Raw genomic sequence first — 13,520 nt, forward strand, 5'->3', positions numbered from 1 at the left:
GTGTAACCTTGTGGGATATTCCCGGATATGATAAACTTCTTTTCAGTAATATAGGGGGTATAGCCATGAATTATACAAATTTTCAGGTGGGGGAAAAATTTCCGCTGCCTATCCATAATCAGGGGGACGGCGGACTGTTTCAGATTGATTCCAACGGTGCCATGTTCATTCTGCAGCTGAGCCATACAGATGTAATTGCCACCGAGGCCTTCCGCACCGGGGCCATGGAGCTGGGACTTTTTGAAGCTGAGGGCATTGTATTCTTCCTCTACAAAATTGACGGCATTTTTAAAGAGGGCTGGGGAGATTCCCCTCTGGGTATCCATCTGCTGCCACCTGGCATGAAGCCATGCATCGCCGACTTGGATGATCCCGTTATGCACCTTTATCTGGTGGATACAAATTTGCAGATTCTTCTGGCCCAGCGTACCATAACCTTGGACCAGCCTTTCCATGAAATGCTCCAGAAAAAGGTTCAGGAGCAACTGGAAAGCTCCATTTCTCCAGGTGCCTTCGTCACCACCCTCCAGCGGGTGTGGAAAAACCACAGCTCCAAGGACATGAGCGAAAAGGCTCTCATAAAACAGTCCGTGGCACTGAATATTCCAAAGCCACCAACAGCTTTGCATTAATCAGCATATATACGTCAAAAAGGGACTGCTGCCGCAGTCCCTTTTTCAAAAGCATCTACTATCATTTGCTATTAGTTGTTGTCTGCTATATAGATATAGTTATCATCGAGCATTTTTTCTACCTAGCTGTTCCTCAATCCACCATTTACTTGACTGTATTCTTCACTAAAAGTTTCTGTCCATAATATTGGCTTATCCGTCAGCAATAATTTTGCAGACTTTCAATACAAAGTATTCTATTCATTCTTTATCCATATTTATAAAATTGATAGGCTTCTTCCCAAACAAAAAACATCCAGGTATTTCATCTCTATTACTTGCGAAAATTCTCCAAAGGATATACCACCACAATTTAATAGGTGGTGGGAGATATCATAGTGTTGCGGTTGCTTGCCGACCTTAGAAAAAGGTGCCTTAGCCCCCATCAGCGTGGTGTAAAAAACAGTTTAGAAGATATCCACAAAGCGGGTGCCCATTTTTAATATCAAATTTATCCCGTCAAGCGCATTTTATGCTTATTCTGCCGTCACAATGGATATATTGGTTTTTTTGATGTGGTGAATTATTCAAGTTAAATATTTGTATTTTTCTTAGTATGCTGATTTGCTAGTATATACACTATCATTATTGATAAATATAGTCCTGTTACCATAATATAAGTAGTTAAACAGTACTTATATGATATATCATTGTTAACAAAGAACCACATAGAGGTCAACAGAATAACAACGAAATAAATAAGCGAAATGCCATACATAGGCAAACCTAATATACATGAATTTTTGATTTTAATTACCATTTTAGGAACACATATAAGTGAACAATACGAAACATGAACAAACACATATGCGGTCCAAGTGGTATTGCTATTATTATTAGAAAAATCACAAAAAAGAAAGAAAATGATATTAAAAACAATAATAAAAATCATTTTTAGCAGGAACAACAGTCCTGTACTATATTGCATTTCCTTCACATCCTACTTAAGAGTTCTCTTTTTTTTGCATCATATTCAACTTGGTCGATTAATCCCGCATCAAACATATTTTTTAATGTTTGGAAAACATTTATGACATCATCTTTGTCAATCTTTGATAACTCTTGTTGTGAATTTCCAATATCGTTACCTCGCAAAAAGGTATTATTGGCCACACTACTCAACATATTACCTGCAGCAATTCCTAACCCTAACTCAGTTCCAATGGTTCCCATACCTTGATTATTTGCAATATCAGAAAAAACATTTACCATTTGTTGTTTAGTCCAATTGTCACCAAGAATGTCCATAACTTTTTTATCACCTTGCGCAACCTTTATTTTTCCTATAGAATCTATCTGCGATTTATCAATTTCATCATATTTATCGTGTGTTACATCTAATGCAGCTATGGAAAATTTAACGCATTTTAACCCATATTCAGCAAGCGCCAAATCTATTTTTGGTGTTACCATCTTTCCTATATCATCTATATGAGCATCAATACCAATTAACTCTTGTTCAAATGAATTCAACACCTTTGATATTAATGTCTTTATTTGGCCTTGAAATTCATTATGGAAATATGCCTCCATATCACTCCAATCATGATACATAACATTATTACCAATTAGTTTTTTTAACAACTTTTCAGGATCGTCTACCCTTACTTTATATGATCCTCGAGCTTTTACCTCCGTTCTTATTCCCCATACTTTATCTCTCACTTGAACTGGTGTATCCGTTCCCCATCTGATTTCCGTGCTATCAGTCTCACGAACAAAATAAACTACACAGTTGAAAATACTTACTCCGCCAGTAAAAACATTCCGCAATCTACTGATAACTGGATAGTTCTCAGTAGATAAAATATATGTCCCACTATCAAATACTTGCTCAATCTCCCCCCCTTTTACAAAAATTGCTTTTTCTCCTGGCATCACCACAAGGGTTGAATTAGTATTAAAATCTTCTTCAGGCTGTCGCCATATCAAGAAATTCATAGGAGATGTGTTCTTTATAACATCTGCCCAGTTTTTACTACCACCATTATAAGCTACTTCATTTTTATTTTTGGTGAAAAAATTCACAAATTATGCACTCCCCTCATGCTGAGTCTAATTAATTCAAGGATAATCAATACCTCCCGGTGGCTTGCAACGTCTTAGTCGTCCAATAGCCTTAATGACTCCAATGAAAACTCCATATTTCTTCAGTGCAAGTATTGCGTATTCAGAACAACTTGGCGTGTACAGACACCGTAATCTAGTTTCAGAACGTGCATATTTTTGATATATACGAATTAATAAAATTAAAATATTTTTAAGATATATGATAATTACTAAACTCTGTAAAAAAAAATAAATATATATTGTTTTACACGCAGAATATCCACTTATATCTATTATTTTCTTTATAACTATAGAACATAGCGTTGTTACCACAACAATAATAATCGTTAACAGCAATATTTTTTTCCACAAAATAGTTGGTCGAAATAATTTATTTTCTGGTGCATTCAGTTTGTTTGCTATAGGATTATTTTCATAAACCGGCAACTCATTATCAATCATTTCCAACACCTTTAATGTAATTGTTGCAAAGAAGAAGGCAAAACAATGCCTTCTTCTTTGCAATTTATTTTACCCCTTTTTTTCACGTAATTTCTGTTTCATTGCCTGAATAATATCACGATTGCGATCAGTTAACGATGTATTCATCGCTACTTTCAATTTATCTCCTGGAACAACCACAAAAAATGTATCATCCTTTATTTTAATTTCACGATCACCCTCATTCACTGTAGTTGTCGATGATTCAGTTGAGAAAGAAGTAACATCTTTATAAAAGTATTCACTAGTACACTCGTTTGAATCGCCTTGATCTAATTCATAAAAATATCGATATATGAATATTTGCGATGAACTGAAAAAAATCCATGTTATTTGGTAGATGGAACTTACCCATTCACCATTAGCACAATGATGCACCAATGAGTCTTCACCAAAATCATACCCGTGAAAAACAACTGGCTCAATTTCATTAGTTTCATCCTCGTCTATACCTAGAGCATCGATAGCCTTTATCTTTATTTCATCGAGATTGCAATGATTTGATACTATTTTTTTAAATTCATCGTCATTAATATTGCTTGTCATACAACCTGCATCTCGGCAGAAATAATTAATAACATCAATCTGTTCCTTTGTACGACCTACGTATAAACCTTGTAATTCTTGTTCTGTTAATCCCATAATAAGCATCTCCTTAAATTATATGTCTAATGTTTTGGGGGCATTTATGTTTAGCATTTCAAAAAGATATTGTTTATCCAAATGCGAAAAACCATGCTCCATAGCCACGGCTAAGCACTCACGATAATTAGGCTCGCTTTTAAATCGTTTTCGTTCAAAATAATCATATTTGATATACGATAAAAAAAAATAATAAATCCCCTTGCATTTTATTGAAATTGCAGCATTTATATATTGTAACGCCTTATCTATCTCCTCCCTTTTATTAACGAAAGCCTTTTTTCCACCCAAAGCACAAACGGCTGCATAAAACGCCGCCTCGTCATCAGTAAAATCATTTTCAAAGGCTCGATGGAAAGCATTCAATGCCTCTTTGTAAAATCTAAGTTTTAAATAACATATTCCCATCGCCTTATTTAGCCCTGATACATTAGACGAGTTCATTTCTAAAGACTTATACGTTTCAATATACTTATTAACTTCTCCAAAAGACATATTCATCACACTATTGTAAGTCGAAATAACTATAGGGCGATGACACCAATCACATTCCTTTTGCGATATTGACACACGTGCTCCACAACCAGGACAATTCAACTCGATAACTTTTATATCCGACACTGCAGCATAGTACCTCCTTGGAAAAACGCCTTAATAATTTATGCTCACGATGTCTCCAACATGAATTCTACACAAATTGAACCTGAATTATTTATAAAAAATATCCAAAACTCGCTAAGTGCTATAAAAAGTGTGATTAGCTAAAATATTTCTATCCCCCATAAAGTAAAACATAAAAGGAAGTCTCCTTTCCGTAAAAAATAAAGTTGAAACATGCCTATGCTCGCAGAAAAAAGACTTTCTGTGAATATTAGACACCTTGCAACTAAAAAGTAACAATAAATATATCCCCTATATCATGCTAGCACATTTGTCCCCCCCCGCAAGACATTTATCTTATTCGGCACATTGTAGACTCGTGCTGTCTTGCGGTTCTGTAGTAACTGCAAAAAAAGCGGTCAAAATGATTTCTCATTCTGACCGCAGTTCTAGATTATATATAAAAAAATTTACCAAAAAATAAAATATTCACTTTTTAAAACAAGTCACTATGAGTGCCAGTCCTGGTCAAAGTCAACGTAATAACATCCTCATCAATACGGTATATTAACAACCAGTCTGGCAAAATATGACACTCTCGATGCCCGGCCCAATTGCCACTAAGCTCATGATCTTTGTATTTATCGTCCAATTTTTCACTATTGGCCAATTTCCTGATGACATCATCCAATAAATTGATATCCAAATGCCGCTTCATAGCCAATTTATAATCCTTCTTAAATTGACCGGTCCAAATTACTTGCTTTTTCATCTTTTCAATTCTGCCAATGCCTCTTCCACATCATACTTTTTAACAGTATTGTCATGGGCTAAACCTTCTGCTTCAACCATAGCCGCAATTGTTTCTTTATTAGGGCTATTTAATCTCACATCAAAAGGGAAACCGCCCACCCGAATAGACTCACGCAAAAAAACATTTATGGCAGTTGTCAAATTCATCCCCAATTCATTATAAACCGCCTCACTCTGGGCTTTCACACTATTATCTATTCGACAGGTAAAGTTCGTTGAAGCCATGAGTAGCACCTCCATATCATGTATCTTTAATTGCATTATACATCTAATGCAGTGCATTTTCAATGATTAGGCTTTACCCCTGCCCTACAATTACCCTAAATCCACCATGATGCGCTTGCGCTTGTCGAAGGTTACCCCCTGGGTATAGCCATAGCGTTTTACGTAGTCAATGGCCTCGTCAATGTAGCTGCCGCAGTCCTCCGGCTTGTGGGCATCAGAGCTGGTTATTATTGGCAAATCAGCCTTGGCGGCCAGCTTCATAAACTTGTAGTACGGAGTTATTTCCGCAATTGGATAACGGTACACTGTACCCGTATTTACATCCACGCACATATTGGCCTTCTTTAATGCCGCCACTGCCCTTTCCAGATATGGAGTGGCATCAAAGTAAGGAATCATGCGGTAAAGACGGATATTATATGGATGTCCCAGCACATCATAAAGGCCGCTGGTCACCATGTGCTCAATTTCCTGGGTATAGGCCTCGTAAATATCATCCAAAGTGTGATGGTTCCATTCCGCCATAATTTCCTCAGAATCATAGGCCCAGCCACGGATAAAGTGAATAGAGCCGATAATGTAATCAAAATTGTACTCCTTTAAAATCTCTGCAACCTGCTCCTGATTCCGGAAATTGCACACCTCAATTCCGGTCTTGGCATTATAGCCGGCAGACTTTAGCTTTTCCATAAATTCAAAATAGTCATCCAGAGTATGCTTGAACTTATTTGACTTCAGCCACTGCTGCTGAAATTTCCCCACAAAGGAATCATCCAAAATCAAATCATCATAATAAAGCTGCTTAAACTCCGGAAAGGTATGGCTATGCTCGGAGATACCGATTTCATCCAAGCCCCTTTTGGCTGCTGCCTCAAAAAAGCCCTTGGCCCAGTCAACATCATAATCGCCTTTTTCAAAATGCATATGATAGTCAAATTTCATACACGTTTCTCCTCTACCCCTAAAATACCCAAATATCTATTTATCTAAAACTCTCTTAAATCAAACCTTGCTTAATAAATTCCTTTATCTGATATATAACGCCATGTTCTGCATTACTCTTGGTGGTAAACCTTGCCACTTTTTTCAGCTCAGGATAAGCATTTTCCATGGCGTAGCTGTAATACACCGACTGCATCATTTCATAATCGTTCATGTAGTCGCCAAAGGCGGCGCATTCCTTAGGTTTGAAGCCGAATCTTTCCTGAATGTGTTTTATGGCCCAGCCCTTGTTGATACCTGGATTGAGTATATCCACCCAGTAGTTGCTGCTAAGTGACACCTGCTGCTCCGGCTCAAACTGTGTTAATACCGGCATAAGATTGTGCTCTGCATCAAGTCCCTCACAATCTGCAAAGGCAATCTTAACAAATTCATCATCCACATCATCAAAGCTATCCACAAAAATACTGTGGGTAAAGAAACGGCGGGCCTCATGGATATATGGCTCCCATTCCTTTCTGGCATAGGCATTTTTCTTGCCGCAAAGAATGGCAAAGAAATGATGCTTATCCGCTTCGGCGATTACACGATGCACCAAATCCATATCAAGGACTGAGGAACAGATCTCCTTTTCCTTGTATATATTAAATGCCCCATTTTCCGCCAGAAACATAAACTCGTTTTTGTATTCCCCCATCTGCTCCAAAAGGGCAAAATATTGGCGGCCACTGGAAGGTGCAAATATAACCCCCCGCTTCTTCAGCTCTGCCATAACCTCCGGAAATTCCACGGGCAGCTCCCCGTTTTCATCCAACAGGGTACCATCCATGTCCGAAAAAATAATCTTTATCATAAAATCACCTAGCTCAGATACTGTTTTTGTCAATATTAAACTATATTATATCGCAGTTAGTTGATTTTTCCAATAATAAAAAAGGGCGAGGGCTACTTTCTGTAACGTCGGTCATGAGCCTAAAATTTTTTGTTCGATTATATAGTGGAAAAAATCATAACTCGCTTCGCCATTACAGTATTAGCCTTGCTTCGCTCAAACAAATGATTTTTCCCACTAAAACTAAGGTACGAACAAAAGAATTTCTTAACGACTCATGCCCTAATTGTTACAGCCAGCAGCCCCCGCCCTTTTTAATAAAATATGATAACTTACCCTTTACGTCCATGATACAGACACCATGGCTCCTCTGCCATATAGTCACCTTCATGGTAATATGCTGCCCTTGCCCGGCAACCACCGCAGGCTCTCTTGAACTCGCATTCACCGCAGCCCCCCTTATATTCAAGGGTACGCAAGGTATTCAGCACCTCATTATTCTTCCAAATCTCATCAAATGGAGTCTCCCGTACATCCCCCAGCTCCATGTTAAGGTATGCACATGGCTGTACCTTACCCCGTGGGCTGATAATACAATATGCCGTACCTGCCAGACATCCCCGACGGAAGCGGGTCTTTATTCCCATCTGAGCGGCAATGCGCATAAACTGCGGAGCACAGGTAGGCTTCAATTCAATATCCACCTCAGTTTGCTTTTTCATAATACGGGTAAGGGTTTCCTCATACTGCTCTGCCCGCAGGGACTCAGCCTCAATTGTCTTGGCCCGGCCCGTTGGCACAAGGAAGAAGAAATGGTGGGCCACAGCCCCCTCTGCCACAGCGAAATCCGTAATTGCCTCCAGCTCATGGTTATTCCAGTCCATTACAGTGGTATGAATCTGGAATGGCAGTCCCACAGCGCGGCAGTTTCTCATACCCTGAACGGCACCTTCCCAGGCCCCTTCAAACTTACGGAACTCATTGTGCTTCTTCTTATCCATGGAATCAAGGGAAATTCCCATGCCCATAGCACCTGCATCCTTTAGCTTCTGAGCCATTTCCAGAGTAATCAGAGTACCATTGGTACCAAATACACTGCGAAGTCCGAGAGAGGTAGCATAAGAAACCAGCTCTAAAATATCTGGGCGGATAAGAGGCTCACCGCCGGAAAATATCATTATCTTAAAGCCTGCTCTGGCAATCTGCTCCAGCAAGGTCTTGGCCTCCTCAGTGGAAAGCTCCTCCTCCGCCTTGCAGCCCGCCTCGCGGTAGCAGTGGTCACAAAACATATTGCAGGCATTTGTTACGTTCCAGGAAACTATCATTATTTATTACCTCCGGCAAGGCCAATTTCTTCATCAGTAAGATAGCAGGCAGGATCAGACTCCCAAAAATCCCCGGTACGGGCCTCTGCACGGGTTCTGAAATTGCCGTTGCAGTTATCAAGGAACTTACACTGGCTGCAGCGTCCCTTTAAGAGATGCTTCCTATCCTTCAGACCTGCCATTATCGGATGACTGGTGTCGGTCCAAATTTCACTGAACTTCTTATCCCGAACATTGCCAAAGGTGTGATGCTGGGTAAACTGATCAGGATGGACATAGCCGAATGGATCCACCTCGCCAAAGGCAATACCAGAGCGGTTGCCACCGTTCATGGAAATAAATTCCTTTATCTGGGCGGCCAGCTTGTCATCTCCTGCAGACAATGCCTTTAAGTACATATAAACACCATCACAGTGATTATCTACAGTGAGAATTTCCTTCTCAAGTCCTCTCTCCTCAAAATCCTTGGTACGACGGATAATAATATCCATAGCCCGACGGGATTCCTCAGGAGTAACATCCTCATCCATCATGGCATTGCCACGGCCGGAATAAACGAGATGATAGAAGCATACACGGTTAATATTTTCACGCTCAATAAAGTCGAAAATATTATCCAGCTCCTGAATATTATGATGATTAATGGTAAAGCGAAGGCCTACACGTTGGCCTACAGCCACGCAGTTCTGAATGCCCTGCATGGCCTTCTCATAAGCGCCGTCAACGCCCCGAAACTTGTCATTTACATCCTTTAAACCATCCAGGGAAATACCCACATATCCCACGCCAATATCCTTAATACGCTGGGCCACCTCACGGGTTATAAGGGTACCGTTGGTAGAGAGGGTCGGGCGAACTCCCTTCTTCTGGGCATACTCTGCCAACTCAAAAAAATCAGGACGAATCAATGGCTCCCCACCGGAAAAAAGCAGCACAGGCACCTTGAAGTCAGCCAAATCATCGATAAAGCTCTTGGCCTCCTCAGTGGTAAGCTCATTCTGATACTTCTTGTTGTCGGAGCTCATGTAACAATGACGGCATTTTAAATTGCAGGTCTTGGTGGAATTCCACACTACAACAGGCCCCATGCCCTCACCGGCACCATTTTTCTGAGCGTGGGCACTCTTTGTATATCTTAAAGAATCCCCATAATACTCTCTCTTAAACAACAGCTTTGTAACACTAATCATCTTAAAATCACCTAAATATAACCCTATATAAAATAATCACACACAATATTATTCTTTACTGCAGATTCCCGCCAAAAGCAAGGTCAGCTTCATTTCAATGTTCTTCTCAAATGTCACTGGAATATGACTAAAGGCTGCCGCCTGAAACATGGAATGAAACATTTCCGCCATAATTTCCGGAGAAATATCATTTCTGAACTCCCCACTGGCCTGCCCGGCCTTCAGAAGATCAAGAAACTTTCCCATAAATTCCGGTGCCGGCATATCAATCTTGTGCCCACCCCGTGGATTTGACTGAGTCATGGCCCCGGTAAAAAGCAAAGGCAAAAGATATCTGTTCTCTCCCACCAGCCTTGCCGTAAGCATTACCATTTCCTTAAGAATTACCTTATAGCCAGGACTGGTCTTCATCAATCCATGGAGCTCCTCGGACATAGTACCTGCAAAGCGGTTCAGCAGACTAATGAGAATATCCTCCTTGGAATTAAAATAGTTATAAAAGGTTCCCAGTCCCATATCCGCCGCATTCATAATGTCTGCAATGGAGGTAGCCTGAAAGCCCCTTTCACTGAATTGAATCACCGCTGCATTTAATATATCATTACGGGCCTTAATCTTTTTCTGCTCACGACGGCCCAGCTTTTCGCCACGATTTTCCTGCATCTCTGTATTATCTAACGACTCTGGATGTCCTGCCATTACATTACCTCCTTAGATTCACAATTAATGAATCCAATTCACTTTTTAACAGCTTTCTAAGTATAAGACAAAACAGCACAAAATAAAGGCGCAAAGCTAATGCTCTGCGCTTAATATGCAATGGTGACCCAGGAGGGACTCGAACCCCCGACCCCTTGATTCGTAGTCAAGTACTCTAATCCAGCTGAGCTACTGAGTCATGGTCGGTCTTAAATAACCAACACGAGTATATTACCTCAATATATGATATTTGTCAAATATTTTTTTGAGTTTTTTAAATCTCAGCTTTCTTCTCACCATCAGAAACCAAGGCTCCACTGAGCTTTACAAACTCCGAATCCGCATCGGTACAGGTGAAAATACGCTGATGATCCTTTTGAATGATCTGATTTTCCTCAGCTATACTGATGTCCAGCTGAAGGCGGTTGTTTCTATCCTTACGGAAGGAATATTCGCCACGGGTACTGAGCCATTCATTAATCATTTCCAGATTCATAAAGGAAGCCTGCTTGTTGTACTCCTTGTATTCATCTGTAGCAGCAGCCGCTGCCTGTTTCATGTCCGAAAAACTGCCTATCAAAAAGAATTCTGTACTCTTTTCGGTGGTCAGCAGCTTAGTTACAATATAAGCCATTTTATCATCCTCTATTTATTCTTCCATGGTAACAACCGTGACTTCTTCACATGAGTATGCTCCCATCCCACTATTACCTCCAGAACTGACCCTGATACGCAACGGGTCTTGGCTGAAATACTCATACAGTTGGCTGGCTTGGTGCTGGGATCAATCTCCGCAATCTTAAGCCCAGTACGCACGGGGCAATTATCGTGAAGCATACCTCTGAGTACACCGGCAATAGGGGTTCTTATCTCCAATACATGACCACCATCCACATGAAGGCGGCCAATAAGCTCATCCTTGTCGATAATATAAGCTGTAGGATGGCCTGCCTCCAGATAACCGTCGCATGGAGAATTAATAGAGTGGGATGCCCTCATAATAGCCCTGGCCTCAGCTATATCCTTCTCCGGCAGTGCAATACCATCGTGAAGAATACGCCCCAGATTGTGTCCTCTGGCAGTTTCAATAACACAGGTCACATCCTGACCTGCCACAAATCCAGGACCAATACCAATAGTCAACGAGGCCATATCCTTATTGGTGCCAAGATTGCGCTTAGCATAAATAGCATCTACCAGTACCTTTGGCTTAAACACCTTCAGGGATTCCAACCCCGGGTCCACCATGATAACCAGCTTGCCTTCTTTAAGCATTTTGCTGGCCTCCTTGGCGTCGTCAGCTTTATAACAGGTAACCCTTTCCACGGTGGTCTCACCGTCATAAATAGCCTCAGAAAATACAATATTTCTACGAATGGCCGAAGGATACTGCTGCTCCAGCATCAGCACCTTATAGCCACAGTTATACAGCCGATGGGCAATGCCTGTGGCCAGCTCACCGCCGCCCCTGATCATAATAAGTTGTTTCATTTCTTAGCTGTCCTCATATATACGAACCCGAAGCTTCAGCCCCCGGTCATCACAAATCTTCTGGCAAAGATCAATTTCCTGCTGATTTTCCACCTTTTCCACCACGGTCATTACCACATTTGGCACATATTCCTTGCAGTCCACAGCAAATTTCAGCATGGCATCAAAGGACTCAATACCATACTTGGCACGGGTCAGCTCCAAGTAACGTTCCTTGTTGGAAGCATTCAGGCTGATAGAAACCGTATCCAAAATTCCCCCGGCAAAATCACCAGCTGTGCTGCGCCCATACATCAAATCAGAAAGGCCGTTGGTATTAAGACGGGTTTTCACTTCAGGATGTGTGTCCTTAACATACTTTAAAAGCTCCACCACTGCATCAAGTCGGCAGGTGGGCTCACCAAAGCCGCAGAAAACAATTTCCGATACCATATCCCAAGGTAACTCATCTAGAAGCGACTTAACCTCAGGGACAGAAGGCTCTTCCTTTAGCCAAAGAGAGCTCTGCTCTGCCATTTCCTTCATATTCCGCAGACAAAAGGTACAGGCACAATTACATTTATTTGTGAGATTTACATATATTCCCCGCGTGCCCTCTGGCTGTTCCTTTAAACTGTCGGCCACTTGCAAATATCTGCCGCCGGCATGAGTTGCATAAACTATCATACTGCCACCCCGTATATCACACTTATTTTAGCTCAGTCAAAAATTCTTCAAAAGCCAATCCATAATTCCATGGCAAATCCAGCTCACATGTGTATTCCAGAACCTTATTAATAAAATCAGCAGCCTTTATTACCGCTTCCTCCAAAGATTCCCCGTTCACAAGACTTCCCGCCACAATAGCAGCAAAGGCATCGCCGGTGCCGGAGCGGTCATCCCCCACCTTGTCCTTCTTTATAATTCCCTGAACACCATCCTTTTCAAAAAGATAGTTCTTTATGTGGGTATCATCACTAAGTCCTGTGATTACCACCTGCTTAGGACCACGTTCAGAAAGAGCCTTAGCCATTTTGGCCAGTTCGTCCTCACTAATTCTGCCGTTTTCCGGATATTCCACATCCAACAGCTGGCAAGCCTCTGTGAGATTAGGGGTTACCAAATCGGCCCATTTTAAAAGCCGGCGCATTTCCCGGCACATCTCAGGAGTATATGATGAATAAAGCCGTCCATAGTCCCCCATTACCGGATCCACCATAACCCGGGTATTATCTCCCTTGAAACGATGGATAAAATCCTCCACCAGATTAATCTGATCCAGACTTCCCAAAAAGCCAGTGCAGATACCATCAAATTCAATTTTATGCTGGGCCCAGCTGTCCATATAGGGAGTCATGCGCTGGGTATAATCATCAATAAAGGGATTTTCGAAGCCAGTATGTACAGATAATATAGCCGTGGGTAACGGACAGGCCTGAATCTTCATGGCGGAAATCAGTGGCAGCTCCACGGTAACGGAACATCTGCCAAAGCCCGTAATATCATTAACCAACGCAATACGCTTCTGCCTTTTCATGCAACATCTACCTTCTATCATCTG

The 13,520-nt window shown here is 41.2% G+C and carries 16 protein-coding genes and 1 tRNA gene; 1 reads left to right on the plus strand and 16 read right to left on the minus strand.

All coding sequences use genetic code 11. The features are described from left to right. The first annotated feature begins 65 nt into the window (after positions 1–65). Positions 66–632, plus strand: a complete 567-nt coding sequence (locus tag T355_RS0109820) for a hypothetical protein (protein WP_027397604.1) — start codon at positions 66–68, stop codon at positions 630–632. A 972-nt stretch (positions 633–1,604) separates the two neighbouring features. Here T355_RS0109820 and T355_RS14175 read toward each other — a convergent pair. The 16 genes from T355_RS14175 to T355_RS0109905 form a co-directional block, all read right to left on the minus strand. Then, complete coding sequence (locus T355_RS14175) at positions 1,605–2,699, minus strand: SPFH domain-containing protein (protein ID WP_051555521.1); 1,095 nt, start codon at positions 2,697–2,699, stop codon at positions 1,605–1,607. A 36-nt stretch (positions 2,700–2,735) separates the two neighbouring features. Continuing rightward, positions 2,736–3,182, minus strand: a complete 447-nt coding sequence (yidD, locus tag T355_RS15170; protein ID WP_081777664.1) for a membrane protein insertion efficiency factor YidD — start codon at positions 3,180–3,182, stop codon at positions 2,736–2,738. A 69-nt stretch (positions 3,183–3,251) separates the two neighbouring features. Then, positions 3,252–3,863, minus strand: a complete 612-nt coding sequence (locus tag T355_RS0109840; RefSeq protein WP_027397607.1) for a hypothetical protein — start codon at positions 3,861–3,863, stop codon at positions 3,252–3,254. An 18-nt stretch (positions 3,864–3,881) separates the two neighbouring features. Next, entirely contained in the window at positions 3,882–4,484 is a 603-nt protein-coding gene (locus T355_RS0109845; RefSeq protein ID WP_027397608.1) for a tetratricopeptide repeat protein, read from the minus strand. A 475-nt stretch (positions 4,485–4,959) separates the two neighbouring features. After that, complete coding sequence (locus T355_RS0109850; protein WP_419670104.1) at positions 4,960–5,244, minus strand: type II toxin-antitoxin system YafQ family toxin; 285 nt, start codon at positions 5,242–5,244, stop codon at positions 4,960–4,962. Beyond that, entirely contained in the window at positions 5,232–5,501 is a 270-nt protein-coding gene (locus tag T355_RS0109855) for a type II toxin-antitoxin system RelB/DinJ family antitoxin (RefSeq protein ID WP_027397610.1), read from the minus strand. Before T355_RS0109855 ends, T355_RS0109850 begins: the two co-directional genes overlap by 13 nt. Before the next feature lie 90 nt (positions 5,502–5,591). Next, complete coding sequence (locus T355_RS0109860; protein ID WP_027397611.1) at positions 5,592–6,443, minus strand: PHP domain-containing protein; 852 nt, start codon at positions 6,441–6,443, stop codon at positions 5,592–5,594. Positions 6,444–6,498: 55 nt separating this feature from the next. Then, a complete protein-coding gene (locus T355_RS0109865; protein ID WP_027397612.1) occupies positions 6,499–7,296 on the minus strand; it encodes an HAD family hydrolase in 798 nt (265 codons plus the stop codon). A 311-nt stretch (positions 7,297–7,607) separates the two neighbouring features. Next, positions 7,608–8,600, minus strand: a complete 993-nt coding sequence (nirJ2, locus tag T355_RS0109870) for a putative heme d1 biosynthesis radical SAM protein NirJ2 (protein ID WP_027397613.1) — start codon at positions 8,598–8,600, stop codon at positions 7,608–7,610. Continuing rightward, on the minus strand, positions 8,600–9,790 hold the full coding sequence (gene nirJ1 / locus T355_RS0109875) for a putative heme d1 biosynthesis radical SAM protein NirJ1 (protein WP_027397614.1): 1,191 nt from the start codon (positions 9,788–9,790) through the stop codon (positions 8,600–8,602). The genes nirJ2 and nirJ1 overlap by 1 nt, the downstream gene beginning before the upstream one ends. Positions 9,791–9,838: 48 nt before the next feature. Then, positions 9,839–10,489, minus strand: a complete 651-nt coding sequence (locus T355_RS0109880; protein WP_051555522.1) for a TetR/AcrR family transcriptional regulator — start codon at positions 10,487–10,489, stop codon at positions 9,839–9,841. A gap of 121 nt (positions 10,490–10,610) precedes the next feature. After that, positions 10,611–10,688, minus strand: a tRNA-Arg gene (locus tag T355_RS0109885). A gap of 75 nt (positions 10,689–10,763) precedes the next feature. Then, on the minus strand, positions 10,764–11,123 hold the full coding sequence (locus T355_RS14180; RefSeq protein WP_037330096.1) for a hypothetical protein: 360 nt from the start codon (positions 11,121–11,123) through the stop codon (positions 10,764–10,766). 11 nt (positions 11,124–11,134) lie between these two features. Next, on the minus strand, positions 11,135–11,980 hold the full coding sequence (gene yqeB, locus T355_RS0109895) for a selenium-dependent molybdenum cofactor biosynthesis protein YqeB (protein ID WP_027397616.1): 846 nt from the start codon (positions 11,978–11,980) through the stop codon (positions 11,135–11,137). A 3-nt stretch (positions 11,981–11,983) separates the two neighbouring features. After that, entirely contained in the window at positions 11,984–12,646 is a 663-nt protein-coding gene (locus T355_RS0109900) for a TatD family nuclease-associated radical SAM protein (protein ID WP_027397617.1), read from the minus strand. 22 nt (positions 12,647–12,668) lie between these two features. Then, positions 12,669–13,496 (minus strand): pyridoxamine kinase, encoded by an 828-nt coding sequence (locus tag T355_RS0109905; protein WP_027397618.1) that lies wholly within the window; start codon positions 13,494–13,496, stop codon positions 12,669–12,671. Positions 13,497–13,520: the final 24 nt, after the last annotated feature.

Origin of the sequence: Anaerovibrio lipolyticus LB2005, assembly GCF_000621545.1 — a bacterium.
Lineage (GTDB): Bacteria > Bacillota > Negativicutes > Selenomonadales > Selenomonadaceae > Anaerovibrio > Anaerovibrio lipolyticus_A.

Bases quoted from the DNA above. Each gene is read 5' to 3' on its own strand.
- T355_RS0109820 (WP_027397604.1), top strand. From the start codon at position 66: ATGAATTATACAAATTTTCAGGTGGGGGAAAAATTTCCGCTGCCTATC.
- yidD (WP_081777664.1), bottom strand. From the start codon at position 3,182: ATGATTGATAATGAGTTGCCGGTTTATGAAAATAATCCTATAGCAAAC.
- T355_RS0109840 (WP_027397607.1), bottom strand. From the start codon at position 3,863: ATGGGATTAACAGAACAAGAATTACAAGGTTTATACGTAGGTCGTACA.
- T355_RS0109855 (WP_027397610.1), bottom strand. From the start codon at position 5,501: ATGGCTTCAACGAACTTTACCTGTCGAATAGATAATAGTGTGAAAGCC.
- T355_RS0109860 (WP_027397611.1), bottom strand. From the start codon at position 6,443: ATGAAATTTGACTATCATATGCATTTTGAAAAAGGCGATTATGATGTT.
- T355_RS0109865 (WP_027397612.1), bottom strand. From the start codon at position 7,296: ATGATAAAGATTATTTTTTCGGACATGGATGGTACCCTGTTGGATGAA.
- nirJ2 (WP_027397613.1), bottom strand. From the start codon at position 8,600: ATGATAGTTTCCTGGAACGTAACAAATGCCTGCAATATGTTTTGTGAC.
- nirJ1 (WP_027397614.1), bottom strand. From the start codon at position 9,790: ATGATTAGTGTTACAAAGCTGTTGTTTAAGAGAGAGTATTATGGGGAT.
- T355_RS0109880 (WP_051555522.1), bottom strand. From the start codon at position 10,489: ATGGCAGGACATCCAGAGTCGTTAGATAATACAGAGATGCAGGAAAAT.
- T355_RS14180 (WP_037330096.1), bottom strand. From the start codon at position 11,123: ATGGCTTATATTGTAACTAAGCTGCTGACCACCGAAAAGAGTACAGAA.
- yqeB (WP_027397616.1), bottom strand. From the start codon at position 11,980: ATGAAACAACTTATTATGATCAGGGGCGGCGGTGAGCTGGCCACAGGC.
- T355_RS0109900 (WP_027397617.1), bottom strand. From the start codon at position 12,646: ATGATAGTTTATGCAACTCATGCCGGCGGCAGATATTTGCAAGTGGCC.
- T355_RS0109905 (WP_027397618.1), bottom strand. From the start codon at position 13,496: ATGAAAAGGCAGAAGCGTATTGCGTTGGTTAATGATATTACGGGCTTT.